Genomic DNA, 26,149 nt, shown 5'->3' with positions numbered 1-26,149 from the left:
CGTCCTCTTTCTGCGCTTTAGCGCGCTCAAAATTTCCCTGAATTCCCTCGGCTAAACCGAAGTTATCAGGCCGTTTTCTTCTGTTCGCCCCGGACCACGGTCCAGCGCTTCAACTTCGAGATCGGCTTGCTTTCCTCGATCCACACCATGTCGCCCGGCTTGAACTCGTTGTTCTCGTCATGCGCGTGGTAGTTCTTGGAGCGGCGGATCGTCTTCTTGTAGATCGGATGGGTGAAGCGGCGATCGACGCGCACCACCACCGTCTTGGCTTGCTTGTCGCTCACGACCACGCCCTGAAGGGTACGTTTCGGCATAATACGGCCTCTTACTTCTTCTTCGCGCGAACCTGCGCGGCGATGGTCTTGATGCGGGCGATATCGCGGCGGGCTTCGCGCAGCCGCGAGGTGTTTTCCAACTGCCCGGTGGCGCGCTGGAAACGCAGGTTGAAGCGTTCCTTCTTCAGATTGAGGACGGCATCCTCCCTCTGGTCGTCGCTCATCGTGCGGATGTCTTCAACTTTCATCGGGGCCATGAGTGTTACTCCGCAATGCGCGCGACGAAGCGCGTCTTGATCGGCAGCTTGGCGGCGGCGAGCGTCAGCGCTTCCTTCGCGGTCTGCACGTTGACGCCGTCGATCTCGAAAATCACCCGGCCGGGCTTGACCCGCGCCACCCACAATTCCGGCGTGCCCTTGCCGGAGCCCATGCGGACTTCGGCGGGCTTCTTCGACACCGGCACGTCCGGGAATACGCGGATCCAGACGCGGCCGGCGCGCTTCATGTGGCGGGTCAGCGCGCGGCGCGCGGCTTCGATCTGGCGGGCAGTGACGCGCTCGGGCGCCATCGCCTTCAGGCCGAACTGGCCGAACGACAACGTCGCACCCGAAGTCGCAACGCCGTGGATACGGCCCTTATGCGCCTTCCGGAACTTCGTTTTCTTTGGTTGCATCATGGCTTTGAGCCCTCAAACTTTCCTAATGTCTCACGCTGCGGCGGTGTCGCGGCGCGGACGCGCGGTATCGCCTTCGGCCATCTTCTTGTCCTGGGCCATCGGATCGTGCTCGAGGATCTCGCCCTTGAAGATCCAGACCTTGACGCCGCAGGTACCGAACGTGGTGAACGCCGTCGCCACGCCGTAATCGACGTCGGCGCGCAGCGTGTGCAGCGGCACGCGGCCCTCGCGATACCACTCCATGCGCGCGATTTCGGCGCCGCCGAGACGGCCCGAGCAGTTGATGCGGATGCCTTCGGCGCCAAGACGCATCGCCGATTGCACCGCCCGCTTCATGGCGCGGCGGAATGCGACGCGGCGCTCGAGCTGCTGCGCAATCGACTCGGCAACCAGGGTGGCGTCGAGTTCGGGCTTACGGATTTCGACGATGTTGATGACGACGTCGGAAGCCGTGATGTCGGCAACCCGCTTGCGCAGCTTGTCGATGTCGGCTCCCTTCTTGCCGATCACGACGCCCGGACGCGCCGAGTGGATCGTCACGCGGCACTTCTTGTGCGGACGCTCGATCACGATGCGGGCGACGGCCGCCTGCTTGAGCTCCTTGTGCAGGATCTCGCGGATCTTGACGTCTTCGTGCAAGAGCTTGCCGTATTCGTTCTTGCCGGCGAACCAGCGCGAATCCCACGTGCGGTTGATGCCGAGACGCAGTCCGATTGGATTGATCTTTTGACCCATCGTTTTCTCCCGCGCCGCTTTAAGCGCTTGCCTCGGCCTCGACCTGACGAACCACGATGGTCAGGTGCGAGAACGGTTTATAGATACGGCCCGAACGGCCACGGCCGCGGGGCGAAAAACGCTTCATGACGATGCCGTTGCCGACATGGGCCTCGGCGACGACGAGATCGTCGACCTCGAGGTCATGGTTATTCTCGGCGTTCGCGATCGCCGATTCCAGGCACTTCTTGACGTCGACCGCGATCCGCTTGCGCGAGAACTGCAGGTCGGCGAGCGCAGCAGACGCCTTCCGGCCGCGGATCAATTGCGCGACAAGATTGAGCTTCTGCGGGCTGACGCGCAGCATCCGGGCGACTGCCTTGGCCTCGTTGTCCGCGAGGCTACGTTCGCGCTTTGGTTTGCTCATCGTCTATTCCTCAAGCCTTCTTGGCTTTCTTGTCGCCCGAGTGGCCATGGAAGGTACGGGTCGGCGAGAACTCGCCGAACTTGTGACCCACCATTTCCTCGTTGACCGAGACCGGCACGTGCTTCTGGCCGTTGTAGACGCCGAACACCAGGCCGACGAATTGCGGCAGGATGGTCGAGCGGCGGCTCCAGATCTTGATGACGTCGTGACGGCCGGACGCGCGCGCAGCATCTGCCTTCTTGAGCAGAGAGGCTTCGACGAACGGGCCTTTCCAGACTGAACGAACCATGTCCGGCGTTCCTTACTTCTTCCGCTTGTGGCGGCTTAGGAGGATGAATCGATTGGTCGACTTATTCGAACGGGTCTTCTTGCCCTTGGTCGGCTTGCCCCACGGCGTAACCGGGTGGCGGCCGCCCGAGGTGCGGCCTTCGCCGCCGCCGTGCGGATGGTCGATCGGGTTCATGACGACGCCGCGGTTATGCGGACGCCAGCCCAGCCAGCGGGTGCGGCCGGCCTTGCCGATCGAAATGTTCATGTGATCGGGGTTCGACACCGCACCGATGGTGCCGCGGCAACGGCCGTGCACCAGGCGCTGTTCGCCCGAGTTCAGGCGCAGAATGACGTATTCCTGGTCGCGGCCGACGATCTGGGCGTAGGTGCCGGCGGAACGGGCGATCTGGCCACCCTTCCCGATCTTCATCTCGATGTTGTGGACGATGGTGCCGACCGGCATGTTGCCGAGCGGCATGACATTGCCGGGCTTCACGTCGACATAGTTGCCGGCAACCACCGTGTCGCCCGCAGCCAGACGCTGCGGCGCCAGGATGTAAGCCTGCTCGCCATCCTGATACTTGATCAGCGCGATGAACGCGGTGCGGTTCGGGTCATACTCCAGCCGCTCGACGATGGCGGGAACGTCGACCTTGTTCCGCTTGAAGTCCACCAAGCGGTAGGCCTTCTTGTGGCCGCCGCCGCGAAAGCGCACGGTGATGCGGCCGGTGTTGTTGCGGCCGCCGTTGCCGAGCTTGCCCTCGGTCAGCGCCTTGACCGGCTTGCCCTTGTAGAGCGCCGAACGGTCGACCATCACCAGTTGGCGCTGGCCCGGCGTCGTCGGATTGTATGTTTTCAATGCCATCGCTGTGTCGCCTTATAGTCCGGTGGTGACGTCGATGCGGTGGCCCTCTTCGAGGGTCACGACAGCCCGCTTCACGTCCGACTGCGAACCGAAATTGCCGCGGAACACCTTGGTCTTGCCCTTGCGGACCAGCGTGTTCACGCTCTTCACCTTGACGTCGAACAGCTTCTCGACGGCTTCCTTGATTTGCGGCTTGGTCGCCTTGCTGGCGACCTTGAACACGACCTTGTTGTGCTCGGACGCTACCGTCGCCTTTTCGGTGACGACAGGAGCTACGATCACGTCGTAATGGCGCGGATCGATGTTCTTCATTTGAAGCGCGCCTCCAGCGCATCGACTGCCGCCTTCGTCAGCACGAGCTTCTGACGACGCAGAATGTCGTAGACGTTGATGCCCTGGATCGGCAGCACGTCGATGTTCGGAATATTGCGGGCCGCGGTCGCGAAACCCTGGTTGAGCTCGGCGCCGTCGATGATCAGCGCGTTGGTGAGCCCAAGGCCGGAGAAGTGACCGACCAGCGCCTTGGTCTTGGCTTCCTTGACCTGCGCGCTGTCGATCACGATCAGGCCGCCATCCTTGGCCTTCGCCGATAGAGCATGCTTGAGCGCGAGAGCACGCACCTTCTTCGGCAGGTCGGTCGCGTGCGAGCGAACCACCGGACCGAACGCACGGCCACCGCCGCGGAACTGCGGCACGCGCGCCGAGCCGTGACGGGCGCCGCCGGTGCCCTTTTGCTTGTACATCTTCTTGCCGGTGCGCCAGACGTCGGCGCGGCCCTGCGTCTTGTGCGTTCCGGCCTGGCGCTTGTTGAGCTGCCATTGCACGCAACGCTGGATGATATCGGCGCGCGGCTCGAGACCGAAGATCGCGTCCGAGAGCTGGACCGATCCGGCTTCCTTGCCCTCAAGGGTCGTGACTTTCAGTTCCATCTCACGCGCCCTCCTGCTCGGCCGGCGCAGCAGCAGCCTGCTCACCGCCAGCAACCCTAAACTTGCCGGGCTTCGGAGCTTCCTTCGGCAACGGCTTCTTCACGGCGTCGCGCACCGATATCCAGCCGCCCTTGGAGCCCGGAACGGCGCCCTCGACCAGGATCAGACCGCGCTCGACGTCGGTCTGCACCACACGCAAATTAAGCGTGGTGATGCGATCGACACCCATGTGACCGGGCATCTTCTTGTTCTTGAAGGTCTTGCCGGGATCCTGACGTCCGCCGGTCGAACCGATCGAACGGTGCGAAACCGACACGCCGTGGGTGGCGCGCAGGCCGCCGAAATTCCAGCGCTTCATGCCGCCGGCAAAACCCTTACCAACCGAGGTGCCGGTGACGTCGACGAACTGGCCGACCACGAAATGGTCCGCCTGGATCTCGGCGCCAACCGGAATCAGCGCATCTTCCGACACGCGAAATTCGGCGACTTTCCGCTTGGGCTCGACCTTGGCCGCGGCAAACTGGCCGCGCTCCGCCTTGGGCAGATACACGGTCTTGCGGGTGCCCGCACCGAGCTGCAGCGCGACGTAACCGTTCTTTTCGGTCGTGCGGTGGCCCAGCACCTGGCAATTGCCCAGCTTCAGCACGGTCACAGGGATATGTTCGCCGGCCTCCGTAAAGACCCGCGTCATCCCGACCTTTTGTGCGATCACTCCGGAGCGCATCGGCGTGCTTCCTGTTCTTTCTGTCCGCTAAGTTCGGACGAGCTAAAAAATCTTAGAGCTTGATCTCGACGTCGACACCGGCGGCCAGATCGAGCTTCATGAGAGCATCGACGGTCTGCGGGGTCGGGTCGACAATGTCGAGAAGGCGCTTGTGGGTGCGCATCTCGAATTGCTCGCGGCTCTTCTTGTCGACGTGCGGCGAACGGTTGACGGTGAACTTCTCGATGCGGGTGGGCAGCGGAATGGGTCCGCGAACCTGGGCACCGGTGCGTTTCGCCGTGTTCACGATCTCGCGGGTCGACGTATCGAGGATTCGATGGTCGAACGCCTTGAGACGGATGCGAATATTTTGGCCGTTCATTGCCGTTTGTCTTTCTTTGTCGCGTAGGGCGAGTGGTGAGCAGCGAATAGCGAATGGAACCAGTCCACTCGCTACTCGCCATTCCCTATTCGCTTATTCGATGATGGCGGCGACGACGCCGGCGCCGACGGTGCGGCCGCCTTCGCGGATCGCGAAGCGCAGCTTTTCTTCCATCGCGATCGGCACGATCAGGTGCACTTCCATCGCGATGTTGTCGCCCGGCATCACCATCTCGGTGCCTTCGGGCAGGTGCACGACGCCGGTCACGTCGGTGGTGCGGAAGTAGAACTGGGGCCGGTAGTTGGTGAAGAACGGGGTGTGACGACCGCCCTCTTCCTTGGTCAGGATATAGGCCTCAGCCTTGAACTTGGTGTGCGGCTTGACCGAACCCGGCTTCGCCAGCACCTGGCCACGCTCGACTTCCTCGCGCTTGGTGCCGCGGAGCAGCGCGCCGATGTTGTCGCCGGCCTGACCCTGATCGAGCAGCTTGCGGAACATTTCGACGCCCGTGACGATGGTCTTCTGGGTGTCGCGCAGGCCGATGATTTCGATTTCCTCGCCGACCTTGATGATGCCGCGCTCGACACGGCCGGTGACGACGGTGCCGCGGCCCGAGATCGAGAACACGTCTTCCACCGGCATCAGGAACGGCTGGTCAATCGGACGCTCGGGCTGCGGAATGTATTCGTCGACATTGCGCATCAGCTCGAGAATGGCGTCGTGGCCGAGCTTCTTGTCCTTGTCTTCGAGGGCGGCGAGCGCCGAGCCCTTGATGATCGGGATCTTGTCGCCGGGGAATTCATACTTCGAGAGCAGTTCGCGAACTTCGAGCTCGACGAGCTCGAGCAGCTCCGGATCGTCGACCATGTCGCACTTGTTCAGGAACACGACGAGCGCGGGAACGCCGACCTGACGGGCGAGCAGGATGTGCTCGCGGGTCTGCGGCATCGGGCCGTCGGCGGCCGACACGACCAGGATCGCACCGTCCATCTGGGCGGCGCCGGTGATCATGTTCTTCACATAGTCGGCGTGGCCGGGGCAGTCGACGTGGGCGTAGTGCCGGTTCTTGGTTTCGTATTCGACGTGGGCGGTCGAGATGGTGATGCCGCGCGCCTTCTCTTCCGGCGCCTTGTCGATCTGGTCGTACGCCGTGAACGTCGCACCGCCGGTTTCAGCCAGCACCTTGGTGATCGCTGCGGTCAGCGATGTCTTGCCATGGTCGACGTGACCGATGGTTCCGATGTTGCAGTGCGGTTTAGTACGTTCAAACTTTGCTTTGGCCATTTGACTCTCCGTTCAGTCGTTAGCTTGCAACCAACGACAATCAGGCAAACTTCTTCTGGACTTCTGCCGACACGTTCGCCGGTGCTTCGGCGTAGTGATCGAATTGCATCGTGAAGGTCGCGCGTCCCTGGCTCATCGAGCGCAGGTTATTCACGTACCCGAACATGTTCATAAGCGGCACCATCGCGTTGATGACGTTGGCGTTGCCCCGCATGTCCTGGCCCTGGATCTGGCCGCGCCGAGAATTCAGGTCGCCGATGACAGAACCGGTATAGTCTTCCGGGGTCACCACTTCGACCTTCATGATCGGCTCGAGCAGAACAGACTTGCCCTTCTGCAGCGCTTCGCGGAATGCCGCGCGCGCCGCGATTTCGAAGGCCAGCGCCGACGAGTCGACGTCGTGATACTTGCCGTCGACGAGCTGAACCTTGACGTCAACAACCGGGAAGCCGGCAACGACGCCCGAGCCCATCACGCTGTTGAGGCCCTTTTCGACGCCGGGGATGTATTCCTTCGGCACCGCGCCGCCGACGATCTTGGACTCGAACTCGTAGCCCTTGCCGGGCTCGTTCGGCTCCACGATGATCGACACTTCGGCGAACTGACCGGTACCGCCGGTCTGCTTCTTGTGCGTGTACTTGACTTCAGCGCGCTTGGTGACGCGCTCGCGGAACGCCACCTGCGGCGCGCCGATGTTGGCGTCGACCTTGTAGGTTCGCTTGAGAATATCGACCTTGATGTCGAGATGGAGTTCGCCCATGCCCTTCAAAATGGTCTGGCCGGACTCCTGGTCGGTCGACACGCGGAACGACGGATCTTCGGCAGCGAGCTTCGCCAACGCGACGCCGAGCTTTTCCTGGTCGGCCTTCGACTTCGGCTCGATCGCGATTTCGATCACCGGCTCCGGGAATTCCATCTTTTCCAGGATCACCGGCTTGTCGGGATCGCACAGCGTGTCACCGGTGCGCGCTTCCTTCAGGCCCGCCAGTGCGACGATGTCGCCGGCATAGGCTTCCTTGATGTCTTCGCGGTTGTTCGCATGCATCAACAGCATGCGGCCGATACGCTCTTTCTTCTCGCGGGTCGAATTGATGACCCCGGTACCCGACTGCAGGATGCCCGAATAGATTCGGCAGAAGGTGATGGTGCCGACGAACGGGTCGTCCATGATCTTGAACGCGAGCAGAGCCAGCGGCTCCTTGTCGTCGGCCTTGCGCACCACTTCGTTGCCGTCATCGTCGGTACCCTTGATCGCGGGCACGTCGATCGGCGATGGCAGGTAGTCGACGACGGCGTCGAGCAGCGGCTGCACGCCCTTGTTCTTGAACGCCGAACCGCACAGCACAGGATAGAACGCGCCGGTCAGCACGGCCTTGCGGATCAGCCGTTTCAGCGTCGCCTCGTCCGGCTCCTTGCCGTCGAGGAAAGCGGCCAGAGCGTCGTCATCGAGCTCGACAGCGGCTTCGACCATCTTCTCGCGGTATTCCTTGGCCTGGTCGACGAGATCGGCCGGGATGTCGACATAGTCGAACTTGGCGCCGAGCGATTCATCGTTCCAGATGATGCCCTGCATCTTCACGAGGTCGACGAGACCCTTGAAGTTGTTCTCGGCGCCGATCGGAAGCTGGATCGCGATCGGCTTGGCGCCGAGGCGGTCGACGATGTCGGCCAGACACTTGAAGAAGTCGGCGCCGGTCTTGTCCATCTTGTTGGCGAAGACGATGCGCGGAACCTTGTACTTGTCGCCCTGGCGCCACACGGTTTCGGTCTGCGGTTCGACGCCCTGGTTGGAATCGAGCACGCATACCGCGCCGTCGAGCACGCGCAGCGAACGCTCGACTTCAATGGTGAAGTCGACGTGGCCGGGGGTGTCGATGATGTTCAGGCGCTTACCGTTCCAGAACGCGGTGGTCGCAGCCGAGGTGATCGTGATGCCACGCTCCTGCTCCTGCTCCATCCAGTCCATGGTCGCGGCACCTTCGTGCACTTCGCCGATCTTATGGCTCTTGCCGGTGTAATAGAGGATGCGCTCGGTGGTCGTAGTCTTGCCGGCGTCGATATGCGCCATGATACCGAAGTTACGGTAGTCCTCGATGGCATGTTGGCGGGGCATGGGCTGTTCCTTAAATCCGTTCTTCGCCGTTACCAGCGATAATGCGAGAAGGCGCGGTTGGCTTCCGCCATCCGGTGCACGTCTTCACGCTTCTTGACGGCGTTTCCCCGGTTGTTCGACGCGTCGAGCAACTCGGCCGAGAGCCGCTCCGTCATCGTCTTTTCGTTGCGCTCGCGCGCGGCCGTGATCAGCCAGCGAATGCCCAGCGCCTGGCGGCGGACCGAACGCACTTCGACCGGCACCTGGTAGGTGGCGCCACCGACGCGGCGCGACCGCACTTCGATGGTCGGCATGACGTTTTCCAGCGCCTGCTCGAACACCGTGAGCGGCCCCTGCTTGGTCTTGGCCTCGATCATGGCGAGCGCGCCATAGACGATGTTTTCGGCGGCGGACTTCTTGCCGTCGTACATGATCGAGTTCATGAACTTCGTAATGATGATGTTCCCGAACTTCGGATCCGGGTTGACTTCACGCTTTTCAGCAGAGTGGCGACGCGACATCGTGTCTGTTCTCGCTTATTTCGGACGCTTCGCGCCGTACTTCGAACGACGCTGCTTACGGTTCTTGACGCCCTGGGTATCGAGGACGCCGCGGAGGATGTGGTAGCGCACGCCGGGCAAATCCTTGACGCGGCCGCCGCGGATCATGACCACCGAGTGCTCCTGAAGGTTATGGCCTTCACCCGGGATGTATCCGATCACCTCAAAGCCGTTGGTCAGGCGCACCTTGGCGACCTTACGAAGCGCCGAGTTCGGCTTCTTCGGGGTCGTGGTGTAGACGCGCGTGCAGACGCCACGCTTCTGCGGCGACTGCTGCAGCGCCGGCACCTTCTTGCGCGACTTCTGTACCGTACGCGGATTTGCGATCAGCTGGTTGATCGTCGGCATGTCAGCCTTCACCCTTTAGTTCACGCGAAACCTTGAATGGCTTTCGCAAATTCTTCTCGGAACTAGCCGTTCCGTTCGGCCCGCCTCACGCGAAAAAACATCCGCGCAAAACGAAATCGCGCCAACCACCCATCGCTGAGCGGAAAGCGCTTCGACGCCACAGAGGACCGCGAATTAGGACCGATCAGCGTTCGCTGTCCGACCCGCTACCGAGATCATGCATCCGAGTTCACTCTCAAGAGGACGTGCTCAAGAGAACTAAAATCGTCCTGGCATTGCCTAGCTATATGATCGACAGCGTTTGAGCGGCATTCGTCGAGGTTGGTGCCCGTCCAGTACCTTTAGGAATTGCCCATAAGGATTTGAAAGGGTGTTCCGTTCCGACGTTGGCGTAGCTCACCGCCTGTCGTTAAGTGGGCGTCTTCTATAAGCGGTGGATAGCTAAGTCAAGCAAAACGAGAACGCTGGAAATGCCTATGGCGTCTGCGGATTCGGCGTTTGCCGCGAAATCGAAAAAGTCGAACGGCGGTGCCCTGCCCCTCTTCCGAGCGCGTCGAGTCGGATATTTTTACCCGGGTAAATAAGACCGGAAACCTGATTCCTTGGTTCCAGTTTTTCCCCGCCAAGCCTTTACTTGTCGTTCCGGGCGCAAAACTTGCGCAACAGGGCCGGAATTCTTCATGAAGTACACCGATATTGCGATCGTCGGAGGCGGCCTCGCCGGTTCGACGGCGGCCGCCATGCTCGGTCGCACGGGAATTTCGACCGCTCTGATCGACCCGCATCGGGTCTATCCATTCGACTTTCGCGTCGAAAAATCAGCGGCGACGAGCAGCTCGGCCGCTTCTACGAGACCTGAATCGCCGATTCGGTGCTGCGCGCGGCCTCCATGACGGCGAAAACTGGATCGCGATTCGCGCCACCTGCGAGTCAGCGCGCGGTCAAACCGCCCCGCTCATTCCTCGTCATCCTCATCATCGTCGTCCTCATCGTCATCGTCGTCGGCCTGAGCGGCGACGTTGTGCGCCACATGGCCCTGGTCGTCCCAGAGCTTGCGATAGACGCCGTTGGCCGCGAGCAACTGCGCATGCGAGCCGCGCTCGATCGCCTTGCCGCCTGAAATCACGATGATCTCGTCCATCTCGACCACCGACGTCAGGCGGTGCGTCGACCAGATCATGGTGCGCCCTTCCGCCACCTTCATCAGCGTGCGGTTGATCGCGGCCTCCGTGGTTTGGTCGAGCGCCGAGGTCGCTTCATCGAGCAGCAGCAGCGAGGGATTGCGGATGATGGCGCGCGCGATCGCGATGCGCTGGCGCTGGCCGCCCGATAGCGTGTCGCCGCGCTCGCCGACCGGCGTGTCGTATTTCTGCGGCAGGCTCATGATGTAGCGGTGAATCTCGGCCTTGCGCGCGGCTTCCTCGACCTCCTTGTCGGTGGCGCCTTCCTTGCCAAGCCGGATGTTCTCGCGGATCGACATATTGAACAGCATGTTCTCCTGGAACACGACGGCCATGCCTGCGCGCAGCGATTCGCGGGTCACGCGGCGGATATCGACGCCGTCGATCGCCACCCGCCCCTCGTCCGGCGTGTAAAGACGCAGGATCAGGTTGAGCAGCGTGCTTTTGCCCGAGCCGCTCGGCCCCACGATCGCGATGCGCTTGCCGACATTGAGTTTGAGGCTGAAATCGTCGAGCACCGGCGTCTCGCTGCCTTCATACGCGAAGGTGACGCGTTCAAAGGCGATGTCGTTGGTGATCGGCGGCAAATCCGGCGCGCCCGGCCGGTCGGCGCCACGGGTCGGCTCATCCAGCAGTTCCTGGATGTGCCGCACCGCCGCCGCCGACTGGATCGACACCGGGATGAAGTGCATCAGATGGGCGATGTTGTAGGACACCTCCCAGAACGCGCTCTCGAAGGTGACGAAGGTGCCGATGGTGATCTGGCCCTTGGTGGCGAGATAGGCGCCGATCGCCAGCACCACGAGATGCAGCAACAGCACCGAAATGGTGACGGTGCGCTCTACCATGGTCGACAGGAACACGGCGGACGCCGTCTTGATGCGGACTTCCTGGTTACGCATGGTGAACCAGCCGAGCGTGCGGCGCTGCAGGCTGAACGCCTTGATCACGGCCTGCGCAGCCACGTTTTCCTGCACCGTGCCGAGCAGTGCTGCTTCATTGAGCTTCTGCTCGTAATTCGCCTGCACCGCCTTCGGCGTCAGGATTCGCGGCCCGATCAGCGTGATCGGGAATACCAGGAGGGCGACCGCCGCGAGCTGCCAGTTCAAAAACAGCATCAGGATGATGCCGGCGACCAATTCCAGGAACGGCAAAGCGGCGCTGTTGGCGAACGTCTTGACCGAGCCCTCAAAGGCCGCGAGGTCGATTGAGAAGCGCGAGAGGATTTCGCCGCGCTTGGTGCGGGCAAAATACGACGCCGGCAGGTTCTGGACGTGCTCGAACAGCCGCGACCGCACATCGGCAATGATGCACGCCGCCAGCCGCGCATCCCAGCGCTCGTACCAGACCGCGATGATCGAGGTGATGATACCGGCGACCGCGAGCACGCCGAGGATCTTGTAGAGCGCCTGAAAATCCTCTTCGCCCAGCGCATCGTCGATCAGGAATTTCAGGCTCAACGGCATGATGACGTTGAACAATGTCTCGACGAGAACGCCGAAGGTCACGAAGACGAGCAGCTTCCTGTAATTGCCCAGATACGGCTTGACGAAGCCGTAGATGGTCGCCATCGCGCCGGCGGCTTCCTTGGCGGTGAAAACGACGAGGTCCTCGTCATCATCATCGTCGTCGAGCTCTATCTCGTCCCCTTCGTCGTCCTTGTCAGCGCCCGGCGGGATGCCGGCCGCCTTACCACCGGCAACGGGCGCAGCGGCAGCCCCGGCCGCGAGCTTCTTCGCACGCTCGGGATCGTCCGCCGGCGCGGGATTCTGATCATCCGAGGACGGAGGCTTGGGCGCCATGAAACCAACCGATGCTGCACGGCCGGCATGACCGCAAATCGAAGGCGGCAGCGGCGAGCGCTACCGCAACGATTCTATGCGATCGGGATCAATTCGGCAAACATTTGGCATGACCGGCTCTGCTTCAGCGGTCACGCTCAACATAACCGGTCGGAGCTCAATCGTCTGATTCGACCTTGTCAAAAAACGAATAGCGCAGGCTGTCGGCGTCGGCATACCACTGCCCCGGTCCCTTGTTGGCAGCCAGCGTCGCCGCCCATACCGCATCGGTGCAGTCGCGCCGGTGCATCGAGAGGTCGAATCCGTTGCCGAAGAATAATTCGGACCATTCCCACCAGGTGCCGAGCTTCTTCACGCCGCGCAACAGATCGTAACGGTCGATCAGTGCAGGCGCCATGTCCGACGTCACCGACCCGAACACCAGGCCGGTCTTCACGACGCGGTTCAGTTCGCGCACCGCTCGCGGGACCTGCTTCTCGGCGACATGACACAGACTGGTCTCGAACACGAAATCGAACTCGTCGTCCTTGAACGGCATGTCGACGATCGAGCCAAGCTTGTTGAACTTCTTCAGCGCCTTCGGCGTCTTGGCGTGAATCGTCTTGTTGTTCTCGATACCCCAGGCATCGATGCCGCGCTCGCGCAGCGCGCCGACCAGTTCGCCGCTGGCGGAGCCGGCGACCAGGAGCTTGTAACCCTTGGCCCTGCTCCAGACGATCTTGATCAGTTCCGTCAGATAGGCCGGATCGGTAAACTGGCTCCAGACTTCGCTGTAAGGGCCTAGCCCACGGTAATTCTCGAAATAGCTGCGATCGATCCTGTCGTACGACACTTCGCCCTGCTGCGCGCGGGCGCGTCGCAACCGCATCATCTCGGTCAAAACGATATCGGTTGCGGCGTCGGAAGAATCGAGCAGGCCATTGAGCGTCGAATCGAACAGATAATCGCCGACCACCACAATCCCCGGATGCTGCTTCGGTTCCGGACGGTGGTTAGTCATGACGTCACGCACCGGCATGCCGCCCGGCAGCGCGTTCACCGACGACAGCCAGCGGTGAATCTTGCCTTCCAGGAAATGATCGCGGGCGTTGCCGAACGAAGCCGGCAGCGACTTGATGGCGGCGTCGATCAATTCCTCGTCGCTGAGATTGGCAAATGCCAGCGCGTCCGATCCCGCGATCAGCCAGTTGAGCACGCCGTGCCGGCCGACGTCGTGGCGGGCGCCCTCGTTGTAGACGCAGCAGCCGCCGAACGCTTCCGACATGAACCAGGCGCCGGGGATCTTCTCGCCCCAGAACGGTTCGTCGAACAGGATCGAGACCCGCAAGTAATGCGCCGGACGGTCGAAATAGGCGACGTGCTTGACCATCGACTTGCGCAGTTCCTCGCCGTCCCACCGCATGGTGGCGAGCCAGGAATGCGGCAGACACATCAAGACCAGATCGAAATCCCGTGTCTCGGGCCCCTTCCCGTTCATCATGTTGAGCTGATAGCGGCCGGCAGCGGTCTTTCCGACCTTCAGCACGCGGTGATTGAGCTGGATATCGGCATCGACTTCCGAGCGCAGGCATTCGATCAACTGCTCATTGCCGTTCTGGATCGAGTACAGGCCGATATAGCCGTCGATATCCATCACGAAGTTCTTCAGCGCATTCAGCCCGTTGGTGTTGTGGGCCTCGGTTGCGATATCCGAACGCGCCATCACCTTGAAGAAACGTTTGGCCGTGGGATCGTCGACTTCCTTGTCGAGCACTTCCTCGCAGGTCATGTAGGCCCAGGGATGCTCGTTGTCGTGGGCGCCGACGCCTTCGTAATATTCGATCGGCGACACCATGTCGGCGCAGCGCTTGCGGAACGCCTCGATCGCAGCCGCGGTCTTCTCGCCATATTTGCGGCGCATCCCCCGGACGTCGCTGAGCAGCTCGCCGTCAAGGTGCACCAGCTCGGCATCCATCGGAATCGTCTGCAGACCGAAATGCTGGATCAGTTCCCGTAAGGGATCTGGGCCGGTCATCGAATAATCGTAGATTTCGGCGACGCCTGCCTCATACATCGCCGGCGCGGAATCGAATTTGCGCGAGACGATCTTGCCGCCGACGCGGTCGGACGCCTCGTAAATCGTGACGCGGCAGAGATCGCCGAGCTTTTTCTTCAAGTACCAGGCGCTCATCAAGCCGCCTGGGCCGCCGCCCACAATTGCAAGATCCAACATGTCTTTCCAGTCGCCCCTCCGGCTCCCCCTGCCCTTAGGAAAGCAGCCGGTCTAGTCCACATTAGCAAAGGCGCTTTTCACCCTGAAGGGAAGATGAACAAATCAGGTCCTCGCAACGCAGCAATGAAAGAAAGCAGCAAAATGACCGGCTTGCGCCGGCCTTTTGTCTTCGCACCGTATTCTTGCGGGTGCCCTATTCTGGCCGCGGCACGGTCGGCCGTTTCGACTCCAGTGCTGCGCGGCACGGTTGTCTATCCGCCACGAAACGCCTTGCCGGCGAGCAGGCTGACAAGCTCCTGCTGGCGTGACAGGCCGGTCTTCGATAGCACGGCCTTGAGCTGGCTGCGCACGGTCTCCCGATTGACGCCGGTCGCATTCGCAAGCGCATCGATGGTTACTGTCTGGCCGATGCCCCGCGCCACGCGCGCCTCCGCCGGCGTCAGGTCGAACAGGCCTTGCAGGACTTCCGCCGTCGGCACCGCAGCGCGATCGACCGGCGTCACCACCAATAGCGCCGTGGCCTGCGTGAAAATATCGCGTGCATCGCCCCGCACAGGGACGACATGCAATACCATCGGCACGCGGTCCGCCGTCGCGGCGATCGGGATCGACTTGACGGTCCGGCCGCCGGCAAGGGACTGCGGACCGAGCGCCTCTGCAAGTAGCACGTCCGCCGTGACATCCGTCACCGTTACGCGCTCGATACGATCCTGAAACAGCGAAGGGACAAGCGCTTCGAACAAGCCGTTTGCCGCGAACACCTTGCCGCGCCCGCGCAGCACTGCGCCCGGCAGGCCAAGCACCTGCAACGCGTCAGCCTGGGCACGGGCGCGCTCGAAGCCAATGCGGTTTGCTGCAAGGGAGGCCCGGGCCAGATGCGGCCGCAGCCCGTCCAGCAGATCGACGACCTGTTGCGGCACCGGGCCGTGATCCTGATGCCGCGGCATCACGATCGCGATTGAATCGCCGGTCGGCATCGGAATGATCGTCCCGGCGCGGTAGCCAATGCCGTATTTGCGGTAGAAGTTGCAGTAGACGTCGTTGGTCGCAATCTCCTCCTCCGAAAGGAGGTCATAGTCGGTGACGAAGCCCGCATGATTGAGGGCGATGGCGCGCGGAAGATTTGGATCGCGCTCGCTCCATCCGTCTCTCCAGAACACGGGCATGAGCTGGTCATATTCGGCAGAATTGACCGCGCTCGTGTAGCCGTCGCGCACGCCGAACAGAAAGCCGCCGTTGCCGCCGATCGCGGCACCGAGTTCGCCGAGCACAGCCGGCCAAAGCGACGGAATGAGCCCCGCCTCGTAGATGCGGTCGATCAGGGGTTCAAAATGATCCGACTCGCTCATGGGGAATTGCAAATATTTTGGCAGGAGGGCATTTCCTGACTTGATAGCAGCGGTCACCCATCCGGGTGAAGCACTATCCTCACTCGTAAAAAGAAAAAGCCGGCTTCGCAGCCGGCTTTCCTGTTGATCGGAGTGGAACCCTTACTCCGCTGGCGGCAGCGCCAGCGGTTCGGCTTCCGGAGCGGTCGGCACGATCGCCGCCTGCTTCTCGCGCTCGTCCAGAATCAGCTTGTCGCGCTTGACCGCGACTTCGCGGATCTTGGCCATCGAGGCGCCGGTGCCCGCCGGGATCAGCCGGCCGACAATGACGTTCTCCTTGAGGCCTTCCAGCGGGTCCACCTTGCCGTTGACGGCGGCTTCGGTGAGCACGCGGGTGGTCTCCTGGAACGAGGCCGCCGAGAAGAACGAGCGGGTCTGCAGGCTCGCCTTGGTGATGCCGAGCAGAACCGGCGTTCCCGTGGCGGGCTTCTTGCCCTCTTCCTTTGCCTTCAGGTTGAGCGCGTCGAACTCGATCTTGTCGACCTGCTCGCCCGAGATCATGTCGGTGTCGCCCTGATCGGTGACCTCGACCTTCTGCAGCATCTGACGGACAATCACCTCGATGTGCTTGTCGTTGATGAGCACGCCCTGCAGCCGATAGACCTCCTGGATTTCGTTGACCAGATAGGCAGCGAGTTCCTCGATGCCCTTGATCGCCAGGATATCGTGCGGCGCCGGATTGCCTTCGACGATGAAATCGCCCTTTTCGACGATGTCGCCGTCCTGCAGATGGATGTGCTTGCCCTTCGGGATCAGGTACTCGCGCGGCTCCTCGGTCTTGTCCATCGGCTCGATCGAGATGCGGCGCTTGTTCTTGTAGTCGCGGCCGAAGCGGATCGTGCCGGCGATTTCCGCGATGATCGCCGCGTCCTTCGGCTTGCGGGCCTCGAACAGTTCGGCCACCCGCGGCAGACCGCCGGTGATGTCGCGGGTCTTGGCGCTTTCGGTCGAGATACGCGCCAGGATGTCACCGGCCTTGACCTTCGCGCCGGTATCCACCGACAGGATGGCGTCGACCGACAGCATGTAGCGGGCATCGCCGCCACGCGCGAGCTTGAGCACCTTGCCGTCCTTGCCCTTGACCACGATGGCCGGACGCAGGTCGGCACCACCGCGCGACGCACGCCAGTCGATGACGACGCGCTTGGCGATACCGGTGGATTCGTCGAGCGTTTCCGAGATCGACTGACCCTCGACCAGGTCCTCGAACCCGATGGTGCCCTCGACTTCGGTGAGAACCGGACGGGTGTACGGATCCCACTCCGCGATGCGCTGGCCGCGCTTGACCATGTCGCCCTCGTCGACGTGCATGCGCGCGCCGTACTGAATGCGGTGGGTCGCACGCTCGGTTCCGTCGGCATCGACGATCGCAACGACCATGTTGCGAACCATCGCGATCAAGTGGCCTTCGCTGTTTCGGGCGATGGATTTGTTCTTGATGGTGACCTTGCCCTCGAAGTTCGATTCGACGAACGACTGCTCGTTGATCTGCGCCGCGCCGCCGATATGGAACGTGCGCATCGTGAGCTGCGTGCCCGGTTCACCGATCGATTGGGCGGCGATGACGCCGACCGCCTCGCCGTGGTTGACCGGCGTGCCGCGGGCCAGATCGCGGCCGTAGCACTTGCCGCAGATGCCGTTGACGAGTTCGCAGGTCAGCGCCGAGCGAATCTTCACTTCCTGGATGCCGGCCTGCTGGATGGCGTCGACATGCGTCTCCTCCATCAACGTGCCGCGCTTGACCACGACCTTGTTGGTCGCGGGATCGCGCAGATCCTCGCCCGCGGTGCGGCCGAGAATACGCGAGGCCAGCGAAGCGACCACCGTGCCGGCATCGACGATGGCGCGCATCTTGATGCCGAGCTTGGTGCCGCAATCGTCCTGCGTGATGATGCAGTCCTGCGCCACGTCGACCAGGCGGCGGGTCAGGTAACCGGAGTTCGCGGTCTTCAACGCGGTGTCCGCGAGACCCTTGCGGGCGCCGTGGGTCGAGTTGAAGTATTCGAGCACCGACAGACCTTCCTTGAAGTTGGAAATGATCGGCGTCTCGATGATCTCACCCGACGGCTTCGCCATCAGGCCGCGCATACCGGCGAGCTGACGCATCTGCGCCGGCGAACCGCGCGCGCCCGAATGCGCCATCATGTAGATCGAGTTGATGTCGGCGTCGGCACCCTTCGGCGTCTTCTTGGTCGAGGAGATTTCCTTCATCATCTCCTTGGCGATTTCTTCGGTCGCCTTCGACCAGGCGTCGACCACCTTATTGTACTTCTCGCCATGGGTGATCAGGCCGTCGTTGTACTGCTGCTCGAAATCCTTCGCCAGCGTACGGGTGGTGTCGACGATCTTCCACTTGCTGTGCGGCACCACCATGTCGTCCTTGCCGAACGAGATGCCGGCCTTGAACGCATTGTAGAAGCCGAGCGCCATGATGCGATCGCAGAAGATCACGGTCTCCTTCTGACCGCAGTGACGGTAGACCTGGTCGATCACGCCGGAGATTTCGCGCTTGGTCATCAGCTTGTTGATGATGTCGTACGAAATCTTCGCGTTCTTCGGCAGCACGTTGCCGAGCATGACACGGCCCGCGGTGGTCTCGATCCAGCGCTTCGCCGGCTTGCCGTTCTCGTCGGTGCCCTCCCACCGGTACTTGATCTTGGTGTGGAGGTGGATGACCTTCGAATGCAGGGCGTGCTCGAGCTCGGCCATGTCGCCGAAGATCTTGCCCTCGCCGGGCAGGCCTTCACGCATGATCGAGAGATAGTAGAGGCCGAGCACGATGTCCTGCGACGGCACGATGATCGGCTGACCGTTCGCCGGATGCAAGATGTTGTTGGTCGACATCATCAGGACGCGCGCTTCCAACTGCGCTTCCAGCGACAGCGGAACGTGCACGGCCATCTGGTCGCCGTCGAAGTCGGCGTTGAACGCCGCGCAAACCAGCGGATGGAGCTGGATCGCCTTGCCTTCGATCAACACCGGCTCGAACGCCTGGATGCCGAGGCGATGCAGCGTCGGCGCGCGGTTGAGCAGCACCGGATGCTCGCGGATCACCTCGTCAAGGATATCCCAGACCTCGGGACGCTCCTTTTCGACCAGCTTCTTCGCCTGCTTCACGGTGGTGGACAGACCCTTCGCGTCGAGCCGCGAATAGATGAACGGCTTGAACAGTTCGAGCGCCATCTTCTTCGGCAGGCCGCACTGATGCAGCCGCAGCTCGGGACCGACCACGATCACCGAACGGCCCGAATAGTCGACGCGCTTGCCGAGCAGGTTCTGCCGGAAGCGGCCCTGCTTGCCCTTGAGCATGTCGGCCAGCGACTTCAGCGGGCGCTTGTTGGCGCCGGTGATGACGCGGCCGCGGCGGCCGTTGTCGAACAGCGCGTCGACAGCCTCCTGCAGCATGCGCTTTTCGTTACGGATGATGATGTCGGGCGCCCGCAGCTCCATCAGCCGCTTCAAGCGGTTGTTGCGGTTGATGACGCGGCGGTAGAGGTCGTTGAGGTCCGAGGTCGCAAAGCGGCCGCCATCGAGCGGCACCAGCGGACGCAGGTCCGGCGGGATCACCGGCACCACGGTCAGGATCATCCACTCCGGCTTGTTGCCGGAATAGCGGAACGCTTCGACGATCTTCAGCCGCTTGGCGAGCTTCTTGTGCTTGATGTCGGACTCAGTCTCCTGCATCTCGGCGCGCAGGGACTGCTCGAGCTTTTCGAGCTCAAGGCCCTTCAACAGCTCGCGGATCGCTTCCGCGCCGATCATGGCAGTGAACGAATCCTGGCCGTATTCGTCCTGCGCCTTCAGGTACTCGTCTTCCGACAAGAGCTGACGGTCCTTGAGCGCGGTCAGGCCCGGCTCCAGCACGACGTAGTATTCGAAGTACAGGATCCGCTCGAGATCCTTCAGCGTCATGTCGAGCAGAAGGCCGATGCGCGACGGCAGCGACTTCAGGAACCAAATGTGGGCAACAGGTGCCGCCAGTTCGATATGGCCCATGCGCTCGCGCCGGACGCGCGACAGCGTCACTTCGACCGAGCACTTTTCGCAGATGATGCCCTTGTACTTCATCCGCTTGTACTTGCCGCACAAGCACTCGTAGTCCTTGATCGGCCCGAAGATGCGGGCGCAGAACAGGCCGTCGCGCTCCGGCTTGAAGGTCCGGTAGTTGATGGTCTCTGGCTTTTTGATCTCGCCGTAGGACCAGGACAGAATCTTCTCCGGGGACGCAATCGAGATCCGGATCTGGTCGAAGACCTGGGCCGGGGTCGTCGGATTGAAGAGATTCATAATTTCTTGGTTCATCGTCTTCTCCTCGCGTGCCGGTCGTCACCGGCAGCAAATTCGAAACTCTTATTTGGTGCGCGCCCCACTCAACGTCCGAGCGAAGCGCGAATGTCCGGCCCTTTGCGCGAAGGCTTGCCTCGCGCTTTGGGCCGGACATGGAATCTCAAGCGTTACTCAGCCGCCTCGGACGTCGGCGCCGGTCCCATCTTGGAATTGTGCAGGTCGACGTTGAGGCCGAGCGAGCGCATTTCCTTGACCAGCACGTTGAACGATTCCGGAATACCCGCCTCGAACGTGTCGTCGCCGCGCACAATCGCCTCGTACACCTTGGTACGGCCGGCGACGTCGTCCGACTTCACGGTCAGCATTTCCTGCAGCGTGTAGGCCGCGCCGTAGGCTTCCAGCGCCCACACCTCCATTTCGCCGAAACGCTGGCCGCCGAACTGCGCCTTGCCGCCCAGCGGCTGCTGGGTGACGAGCGAGTACGGACCGATCGAACGCGCGTGGATCTTGTCGTCGACCAGATGGTGCAGCTTGAGCATGTAGATGTAGCCCACCGTCACCTTGCGATCAAAGGCGTCGCCGGTGCGGCCGTCATAGACGGTCGACTGGCCGGAGGCGTCGAAGCCCGCGAGCTTCAGCATCTCCTCGATGTCGGCTTCCTTGGCACCGTCGAACACCGGCGTCGCGATCGGCACGCCGTGGCTCAGATTGCGGCCCAGCTCCATCAGCTCGTTGTCGTTGAGCGTCTTGATGGTTTCATCGTCGCCATAGATCTTCTTCAGGGTCTCGCGCAGCGGCTTGAGATCCTGCTTCTGATAATAGCCGTCGATGGTCTGGCCGATGCGCTTGCCGAGACCGGCGCAGGCCCAACCGAGATGCGTCTCCAGAATCTGGCCGACGTTCATGCGCGAGGGCACGCCGAGCGGATTGAGCACGATGTCCGCATGCGTACCGTCCTCGAGGAACGGCATGTCCTCGATCGGAACGATCTTGGACACCACACCTTTGTTGCCGTGGCGGCCGGCCATCTTGTCGCCGGGCTGGATCTTGCGCTTCACCGCGACGAAGACCTTGACCATCTTCATCACGCCGGGCGGCAATTCGTCGCCACGCTGCAGCTTTTCGACCTTGTCGAGGAAGCGCTGTTCTAGGCCCTTCTTCGATTCGTCGTACTGCTTCCGCATCGCCTCGATTTCGGCCATCAGCTTGTCGTTCGGTGACGCAAACATCCACCACTGCGACTTCGGATACTCCTCGAGCACGGCGCGCGTGATCTTGGTGTCCTTCTTGAAGCCCTTCGGACCCGCGATGCCCTGGCGGTTTTCCAGGAGCTCGGCGAGGCGGCCGTAAACGTTACGGTCGAGGATCGCCTGCTCGTCGTCGCGGTCCTTGGCCAGACGCTCGATCTCTTCGCGCTCGATCGCCAGCGCACGCTCGTCCTTGTCGACGCCGTGGCGGTTGAACACGCGCACTTCCACGATCGTGCCCTGCACGCCCGGAGGCACGCGCAGCGAGGTGTCGCGGACGTCGGAAGCCTTTTCGCCGAAGATGGCGCGCAAAAGCTTTTCTTCCGGCGTCATCGGGCTCTCGCCCTTCGGCGTGATCTTGCCGACCAGGATGTCGCCGGCGCGGACTTCGGCGCCGATATAGACGATGCCGGCTTCGTCGAGGTTCTTCAGCGCTTCTTCCGAGACGTTCGGAATGTCGCGGGTGATTTCCTCAGGTCCGAGCTTGGTGTCGCGGGCCATCACCTCGAACTCCTCGATGTGGATCGAGGTGAAGACGTCGTCCTTCACGATCCGCTCGGAGAGCAGGATCGAGTCTTCGAAGTTGTAGCCGTTCCACGGCATGAACGCGACCAGCACGTTGCGGCCGAGCGCGAGCTCGCCGAGATCGGTCGACGGACCGTCGGCAATGATGTCACCCTTCTTGACGATGTCGCCGACCTTCACCAGCGGACGCTGGTTGATGCAGGTCGACTGGTTGGAGCGCTGGTACTTCATCAGCCGGTAGATATCGACGCCCGACTTGGTCGGATCGAGATCTTCTGTGGCGCGGATCACGACGCGGGTGGCGTCGATCTGGTCGACCACGCCGGAACGGCGGGCGGCGATGGCAGCACCGGAGTCACGGGCCACCACGCCTTCCATGCCGGTGCCGACGAACGGCGCCTCGGCGCGAACCAGCGGCACCGCCTGGCGCTGCATGTTCGAGCCCATCAGCGCGCGGTTGGCGTCGTCGTTCTCGAGGAACGGGATCAGCGCCGCGGCCACCGAGACGAGCTGCTTCGGCGACACGTCCATATAATCGACCTTGTCCGGCGTGATCGGCAGCACTTCGCCGGCATGACGGCAGACGATCAGGTCTTCGGTGAAGCGGCCCTTGGCATCGAGCGGCACATTGGCCTGCGCGACGCGATAGCGCCCCTCCTCCATCGCCGAGAGATACACGACCTCGTCGGTGACGCGGCCGTCCTTCACCTTGCGGTAGGGCGTTTCGACGAAGCCGTACTTGTTGACGCGCGCGAACGTCGCCAGCGAGTTGATCAGGCCGATGTTCGGACCTTCCGGCGTCTCGATCGGGCAGATGCGGCCGTAATGGGTCGGATGCACGTCGCGGACTTCGAAGCCGGCGCGCTCGCGGGTCAGACCGCCCGGTCCAAGCGCCGACAGACGGCGCTTGTGGGTGATCTCCGACAGCGGGTTGGTCTGGTCCATGAACTGCGAGAGCTGGGACGAGCCGAAGAACTCGCGCACCGCGGCAGCCGCCGGCTTGGCGTTGATCAGGTCCTGCGGCATCACGGTGTCGATGTCGACGCTGGACATGCGCTCCTTGATGGCGCGCTCCATGCGAAGGAGGCCGATGCGGTACTGGTTCTCCATCAACTCGCCGACCGAACGCACACGGCGGTTGCCGAGATGGTCGATGTCATCGATCTCGCCCTTACCATCGCGAAGGTCGACCAGCGTCTTGATGACGGCCAGGATGTCTTCCTTGCGCAGCGTGCGATGGGTGTCGGGCGCGTCGAGCTCGAGGCGCATGTTCATCTTGACGCGGCCGACCGCGGACAGGTCGTAACGCTCGGCGTCGAAGAACAGCGACTGGAACATGGTCTGGGCCGAATCGATCGTCGGCGGCTCGCCCGGACGCATCACGCGGTAGATGTCGAACAGCGCGTCTTCACGCGTCATGTTCTTGTCGGCATGCAGTGTGTTGCGGATGTAGGCGCCGACATTGACGTGGTCGATGTCGAGCAGCGGCAGCTCCTTGTAGCCCTGCTCGTTGAGCGCCTTCAGCGACTTCTCGGTGAGCTCCTCGCCGGCCTCGGCGTAGATTTCACCGGTCTTCGGATTGACGAGATCCTCGGCGAGATAGTTGCCGATCAGCTCTTCATCCGACAGGCGCAGGGCTTTCAGGCCCTTTTCCTGCAACTGGCGCGCGGCGCGCACGGTCAGCTTCTTGCCGGCCTCCAGCACCACCTTGCCGGTATCGGCGTCGATCAGGTCGTTGATGGTCGAGTAGCCGCGGAAACGGGCGGCGTCGAACGGCACGCGCCAGCCGTCCTTGGCGCGCTTGAAATTGATCTTCTTGTAGAACGTCGACAGGATCTGCTCGCCGTCGAGACCGAGCGCGTACATCAGCGAGGTCACGGGGATCTTGCGGCGGCGGTCGATGCGCGCGAACACGATGTCCTTGGCGTCGAACTCGATGTCGAGCCAGGAACCGCGATACGGAATCACGCGCGCGGCAAACAACAGCTTGCCGGACGAATGGGTCTTGCCCTTGTCGTGGTCGAAGAACACGCCCGGCGACCGGTGCATCTGCGAGACGATGACGCGCTCGGTACCGTTGACGACGAAGGTGCCGTTCATGGTCATGAGCGGGATATCGCCCATGTAGACGTCCTGCTCCTTGATGTCCTTGACCGACTTGGCGCCGGTTTCCTCATCGATATCGAACACGATCAGGCGCAGCGTCACCTTCAGCGGCGCAGCATAGGTCATGCCGCGCTGGCGGCACTCGTCCACGTCGTATTTCGGCGGCTCGAATTCGTAGCGGACGAACTCCAGCATCGAGGTGCCGGAGAAATCCGAGATCGGGAACACCGAGCGGAACACCGCCTGCAGGCCCTCGTCCAGCCGGCCGCCCGGAGGTTCATCGACCATCAGGAACTGGTCATAGGATGCCTTCTGAACCTCGATCAGGTTCGGCATCTCGGCGACTTCCTTGATGTGTCCGAAGAACTTGCGGACCCGTTTGCGACCGGTGAATGTCTGCTGCGCCATCGTGGCCTCTCATTTTCGTCGCCTTAGTAGGCGAACCTTCCGAAGCGCGACTGCCATCGCCCCCGGGTTGAATTGTCGAATCGCTCAAAAGGAACAAAGCCCACTTTCAGGAATTAAATCCTGAACCCGCACTTTAGACCTTCAAAACGCAAAACGACGCGCGGGCGCATGACTGCACCCGCCCGTCACAACTGGTTGCTTCACGGACTGAAAAAGCCCGAAATCTGACTGTCTCCCAACGGCTTACGCCGGGAACCCTGCCGTCCCCGCCGCCTACCGCCTTTTCCTGCTGCCGCCCTGATATGGGGCAGAAACGTGGAGATTCGAGGGGCTAACCCCGCGAATCCCCACACTTTTCTGTGTAGTACGCTTACTTCAACTCGACCTTGGCGCCAGCCTTTTCGAGCTGGGCCTTGAGTTTGTCGGCCTCTTCCTTGTTCACGCCTTCCTTGACCGGCTTGGGCGCGCCTTCGACGAGGTCCTTGGCTTCCTTGAGGCCCAGGCCGGTGATGGCGCGGACTTCCTTGATGACTTCGATCTTCTTTTCGCCGGCGGAAGCGAGAACGACGGTGAAGTCGGTCTTTTCTTCAACCGGAGCAGCGGCGGCGCCGCCACCCGCGGGTCCGGCAACCGCCACGGCGGCAGCGGCGGAAACGCCCCACTTTTCTTCGAGGAGCTTCGCGAGCTCGGCAGCTTCGAGCACAGTGAGGCTCGAGAGGTCGTCGACGATTTTCTGTAGGTCAGCCATTGATCAGTTCCTTAAAGGTTTGGTTCGAACCAGATTTGATTAGCGAAGGGTCAGGCCGCTTCGCTCTTTGAGGCATAGGCCTGGACGACGCGCGCGAGCTTGGCCGCGGGCGCAGTGGAGAGCTGAGCGATCTTGGTCGCCGGCGCCACCAGGAGGCCGACAAGCTTGCCGCGCAGTTCGTCCAGCGACGGCAAGGAGGCAAGTGCCTTCACGCCGTTCACATCCAGGACGGTTTTACCCATCGAGCCGCCGAGAATGACGAACCGCTCGTTCGTCTTGGCGAACTCCATGGCAACCTTCGGCGCCGCTACCGGATCGTTTGAAGTCGCGATCACGGTCGGCCCCTTCAAAAGGGACCCGATGGCAACGACGTCCGTGCCTTCAAGAGCAATTTTAGCGAGACGGTTCTTCGAGACCTTCACCGACGCGCCCGCCTGCTTCATCTGCGTACGCAGCTTCTGCATCTGGGCCACGGTGAGGCCGGAATAATGGGCGACGACTGCAACGCTCGTGGTCTTGAAGACCTCGTTCAGCGCCTCAACCGCGTCCTTTTTTGCCGCTCTTTCCACAGCAAGCTCTCTCCGGTTGGCGGCCTTCGCTTAAGAGCGAGACCGCCGGGTTGCACCCATCGTCTCGCCCAAAACCTGACCTCTAGACACCAGTCTCAAGGACACGCCGGGCAGACGACATTTGAAAAGCCTGCCCTCCCGAACCGGATGG

General features: G+C 62.2%; 22 protein-coding genes and 1 pseudogene. 1 reads left to right on the top strand and 22 read right to left on the bottom strand.

Going from position 1 to position 26,149, the window contains the following annotated elements; genetic code table 11:
* Nucleotides 1-65: 65 nt before the first annotated feature.
* From rpsQ to rpsL, 15 genes are all read right to left on the bottom strand, one after another.
* On the bottom strand, nt 66-314 hold the full coding sequence (gene rpsQ, locus RX328_RS21335; protein WP_009797129.1) for a 30S ribosomal protein S17: 249 nt from the start codon (nt 312-314) through the stop codon (nt 66-68).
* A gap of 11 nt (nt 315-325) precedes the next feature.
* A complete protein-coding gene (gene rpmC, locus RX328_RS21330; protein ID WP_213245501.1) occupies nt 326-532 on the bottom strand; it encodes a 50S ribosomal protein L29 in 207 nt (68 codons plus the stop codon).
* A 5-nt stretch (nt 533-537) separates the two neighbouring features.
* Complete coding sequence (gene rplP, locus RX328_RS21325) at nt 538-951, bottom strand: 50S ribosomal protein L16 (protein ID WP_057843582.1); 414 nt, start codon at nt 949-951, stop codon at nt 538-540.
* A gap of 30 nt (nt 952-981) precedes the next feature.
* The gene (gene rpsC / locus RX328_RS21320; protein ID WP_057843581.1) at nt 982-1,686 is read right to left on the bottom strand and encodes a 30S ribosomal protein S3; all 705 of its coding nucleotides are present in this window, start codon (nt 1,684-1,686) and stop codon (nt 982-984) included.
* Between the two features lie 19 nt (nt 1,687-1,705).
* On the bottom strand, nt 1,706-2,092 hold the full coding sequence (gene rplV, locus RX328_RS21315) for a 50S ribosomal protein L22 (RefSeq protein ID WP_028349054.1): 387 nt from the start codon (nt 2,090-2,092) through the stop codon (nt 1,706-1,708).
* A gap of 10 nt (nt 2,093-2,102) precedes the next feature.
* Nucleotides 2,103-2,381, bottom strand: coding sequence for a 30S ribosomal protein S19 (gene rpsS, locus RX328_RS21310; protein ID WP_025588653.1), 279 nt, complete (start codon nt 2,379-2,381; stop codon nt 2,103-2,105).
* A gap of 12 nt (nt 2,382-2,393) precedes the next feature.
* The gene (gene rplB, locus RX328_RS21305) at nt 2,394-3,227 is read right to left on the bottom strand and encodes a 50S ribosomal protein L2 (RefSeq protein WP_213245503.1); all 834 of its coding nucleotides are present in this window, start codon (nt 3,225-3,227) and stop codon (nt 2,394-2,396) included.
* A gap of 12 nt (nt 3,228-3,239) precedes the next feature.
* Entirely contained in the window at nt 3,240-3,539 is a 300-nt protein-coding gene (locus RX328_RS21300) for a 50S ribosomal protein L23 (RefSeq protein ID WP_028349056.1), read from the bottom strand.
* Nucleotides 3,536-4,156, bottom strand: coding sequence for a 50S ribosomal protein L4 (gene rplD / locus RX328_RS21295; protein WP_213245505.1), 621 nt, complete (start codon nt 4,154-4,156; stop codon nt 3,536-3,538). The genes RX328_RS21300 and rplD overlap by 4 nt, the downstream gene beginning before the upstream one ends.
* Before the next feature lies 1 nt (nt 4,157).
* Complete coding sequence (rplC, locus tag RX328_RS21290) at nt 4,158-4,880, bottom strand: 50S ribosomal protein L3 (RefSeq protein ID WP_057843579.1); 723 nt, start codon at nt 4,878-4,880, stop codon at nt 4,158-4,160.
* 52 nt (nt 4,881-4,932) lie between these two features.
* On the bottom strand, nt 4,933-5,241 hold the full coding sequence (gene rpsJ, locus RX328_RS21285; protein WP_002712302.1) for a 30S ribosomal protein S10: 309 nt from the start codon (nt 5,239-5,241) through the stop codon (nt 4,933-4,935).
* Nucleotides 5,242-5,334: 93 nt separating this feature from the next.
* Nucleotides 5,335-6,525: an elongation factor Tu gene (gene tuf, locus RX328_RS21280; RefSeq protein ID WP_213245507.1), complete on the bottom strand. Its 1,191-nt coding sequence runs from the start codon at nt 6,523-6,525 to the stop codon at nt 5,335-5,337.
* Between the two features lie 40 nt (nt 6,526-6,565).
* Entirely contained in the window at nt 6,566-8,638 is a 2,073-nt protein-coding gene (gene fusA / locus RX328_RS21275; RefSeq protein WP_213245509.1) for an elongation factor G, read from the bottom strand.
* A 29-nt stretch (nt 8,639-8,667) separates the two neighbouring features.
* Nucleotides 8,668-9,138, bottom strand: a complete 471-nt coding sequence (gene rpsG / locus RX328_RS21270) for a 30S ribosomal protein S7 (RefSeq protein ID WP_028349061.1) — start codon at nt 9,136-9,138, stop codon at nt 8,668-8,670.
* A 15-nt stretch (nt 9,139-9,153) separates the two neighbouring features.
* Nucleotides 9,154-9,525 (bottom strand): 30S ribosomal protein S12, encoded by a 372-nt coding sequence (gene rpsL, locus RX328_RS21265; protein ID WP_027536823.1) that lies wholly within the window; start codon nt 9,523-9,525, stop codon nt 9,154-9,156.
* A 680-nt stretch (nt 9,526-10,205) separates the two neighbouring features.
* Between rpsL and RX328_RS21260 the strand changes: the two are divergent.
* A pseudogene (locus tag RX328_RS21260) lies at nt 10,206-10,381 on the top strand (FAD-dependent monooxygenase); the annotation flags it as partial.
* Nucleotides 10,382-10,480: 99 nt separating this feature from the next.
* On the opposite strand, the gene RX328_RS21255 reads toward RX328_RS21260, so the two are convergent.
* The 7 genes from RX328_RS21255 to rplJ all read right to left on the bottom strand — a co-directional run bounded on the left by RX328_RS21255 (nt 10,481) and on the right by rplJ (nt 25,998).
* Entirely contained in the window at nt 10,481-12,508 is a 2,028-nt protein-coding gene (locus tag RX328_RS21255; RefSeq protein WP_213245511.1) for an ABC transporter ATP-binding protein, read from the bottom strand.
* Nucleotides 12,509-12,665: 157 nt separating this feature from the next.
* Nucleotides 12,666-14,720, bottom strand: a complete 2,055-nt coding sequence (locus RX328_RS21250) for an FAD-dependent oxidoreductase (RefSeq protein WP_213245512.1) — start codon at nt 14,718-14,720, stop codon at nt 12,666-12,668.
* Between the two features lie 251 nt (nt 14,721-14,971).
* Nucleotides 14,972-16,069, bottom strand: coding sequence for a helix-turn-helix transcriptional regulator (locus RX328_RS21245; RefSeq protein ID WP_213245514.1), 1,098 nt, complete (start codon nt 16,067-16,069; stop codon nt 14,972-14,974).
* Between the two features lie 141 nt (nt 16,070-16,210).
* On the bottom strand, nt 16,211-20,410 hold the full coding sequence (gene rpoC / locus RX328_RS21240; RefSeq protein WP_213245516.1) for a DNA-directed RNA polymerase subunit beta': 4,200 nt from the start codon (nt 20,408-20,410) through the stop codon (nt 16,211-16,213).
* A 152-nt stretch (nt 20,411-20,562) separates the two neighbouring features.
* Nucleotides 20,563-24,681 carry a DNA-directed RNA polymerase subunit beta gene (gene rpoB, locus RX328_RS21235; RefSeq protein WP_213245518.1) on the bottom strand — a complete coding sequence of 1,373 codons (4,119 nt, stop codon included), beginning with the start codon at nt 24,679-24,681 and terminating at the stop codon, nt 20,563-20,565.
* A gap of 370 nt (nt 24,682-25,051) precedes the next feature.
* Nucleotides 25,052-25,429, bottom strand: a complete 378-nt coding sequence (gene rplL / locus RX328_RS21230) for a 50S ribosomal protein L7/L12 (RefSeq protein ID WP_213245520.1) — start codon at nt 25,427-25,429, stop codon at nt 25,052-25,054.
* 50 nt (nt 25,430-25,479) lie between these two features.
* Nucleotides 25,480-25,998, bottom strand: coding sequence for a 50S ribosomal protein L10 (gene rplJ / locus RX328_RS21225; RefSeq protein ID WP_213245522.1), 519 nt, complete (start codon nt 25,996-25,998; stop codon nt 25,480-25,482).
* Between the last annotated feature and the right edge of the window lie 151 nt (nt 25,999-26,149).

The organism is Bradyrhizobium sp. sBnM-33 (genome assembly GCF_032917945.1).
Taxonomy (GTDB): domain Bacteria; phylum Pseudomonadota; class Alphaproteobacteria; order Rhizobiales; family Xanthobacteraceae; genus Bradyrhizobium.
Note: the sequence above shows the minus strand (reverse complement) of the source record. Positions and strands in the feature narration are given on the sequence as shown.

Excerpts from the sequence above, each read along its gene's own strand:
- rpsQ (WP_009797129.1), bottom strand. The coding sequence starts at position 314 with ATGCCGAAACGTACCCTTCAGGGCGTGGTCGTGAGCGACAAGCAAGCC.
- rpmC (WP_213245501.1), bottom strand. The coding sequence starts at position 532 with ATGGCCCCGATGAAAGTTGAAGACATCCGCACGATGAGCGACGACCAG.
- rplP (WP_057843582.1), bottom strand. The coding sequence starts at position 951 with ATGATGCAACCAAAGAAAACGAAGTTCCGGAAGGCGCATAAGGGCCGT.
- rpsC (WP_057843581.1), bottom strand. The coding sequence starts at position 1,686 with ATGGGTCAAAAGATCAATCCAATCGGACTGCGTCTCGGCATCAACCGC.
- rplV (WP_028349054.1), bottom strand. The coding sequence starts at position 2,092 with ATGAGCAAACCAAAGCGCGAACGTAGCCTCGCGGACAACGAGGCCAAG.
- rpsS (WP_025588653.1), bottom strand. The coding sequence starts at position 2,381 with ATGGTTCGTTCAGTCTGGAAAGGCCCGTTCGTCGAAGCCTCTCTGCTC.
- rplB (WP_213245503.1), bottom strand. The coding sequence starts at position 3,227 with ATGGCATTGAAAACATACAATCCGACGACGCCGGGCCAGCGCCAACTG.
- RX328_RS21300 (WP_028349056.1), bottom strand. The coding sequence starts at position 3,539 with ATGAAGAACATCGATCCGCGCCATTACGACGTGATCGTAGCTCCTGTC.
- rplD (WP_213245505.1), bottom strand. The coding sequence starts at position 4,156 with ATGGAACTGAAAGTCACGACCCTTGAGGGCAAGGAAGCCGGATCGGTC.
- rplC (WP_057843579.1), bottom strand. The coding sequence starts at position 4,880 with ATGCGCTCCGGAGTGATCGCACAAAAGGTCGGGATGACGCGGGTCTTT.
- rpsJ (WP_002712302.1), bottom strand. The coding sequence starts at position 5,241 with ATGAACGGCCAAAATATTCGCATCCGTCTCAAGGCGTTCGACCATCGA.
- tuf (WP_213245507.1), bottom strand. The coding sequence starts at position 6,525 with ATGGCCAAAGCAAAGTTTGAACGTACTAAACCGCACTGCAACATCGGA.
- fusA (WP_213245509.1), bottom strand. The coding sequence starts at position 8,638 with ATGCCCCGCCAACATGCCATCGAGGACTACCGTAACTTCGGTATCATG.
- rpsG (WP_028349061.1), bottom strand. The coding sequence starts at position 9,138 with ATGTCGCGTCGCCACTCTGCTGAAAAGCGTGAAGTCAACCCGGATCCG.
- rpsL (WP_027536823.1), bottom strand. The coding sequence starts at position 9,525 with ATGCCGACGATCAACCAGCTGATCGCAAATCCGCGTACGGTACAGAAG.
- RX328_RS21255 (WP_213245511.1), bottom strand. The coding sequence starts at position 12,508 with ATGGCGCCCAAGCCTCCGTCCTCGGATGATCAGAATCCCGCGCCGGCG.
- RX328_RS21250 (WP_213245512.1), bottom strand. The coding sequence starts at position 14,720 with ATGTTGGATCTTGCAATTGTGGGCGGCGGCCCAGGCGGCTTGATGAGC.
- RX328_RS21245 (WP_213245514.1), bottom strand. The coding sequence starts at position 16,069 with ATGAGCGAGTCGGATCATTTTGAACCCCTGATCGACCGCATCTACGAG.
- rpoC (WP_213245516.1), bottom strand. The coding sequence starts at position 20,410 with ATGAACCAAGAAATTATGAATCTCTTCAATCCGACGACCCCGGCCCAG.
- rpoB (WP_213245518.1), bottom strand. The coding sequence starts at position 24,681 with ATGGCGCAGCAGACATTCACCGGTCGCAAACGGGTCCGCAAGTTCTTC.
- rplL (WP_213245520.1), bottom strand. The coding sequence starts at position 25,429 with ATGGCTGACCTACAGAAAATCGTCGACGACCTCTCGAGCCTCACTGTG.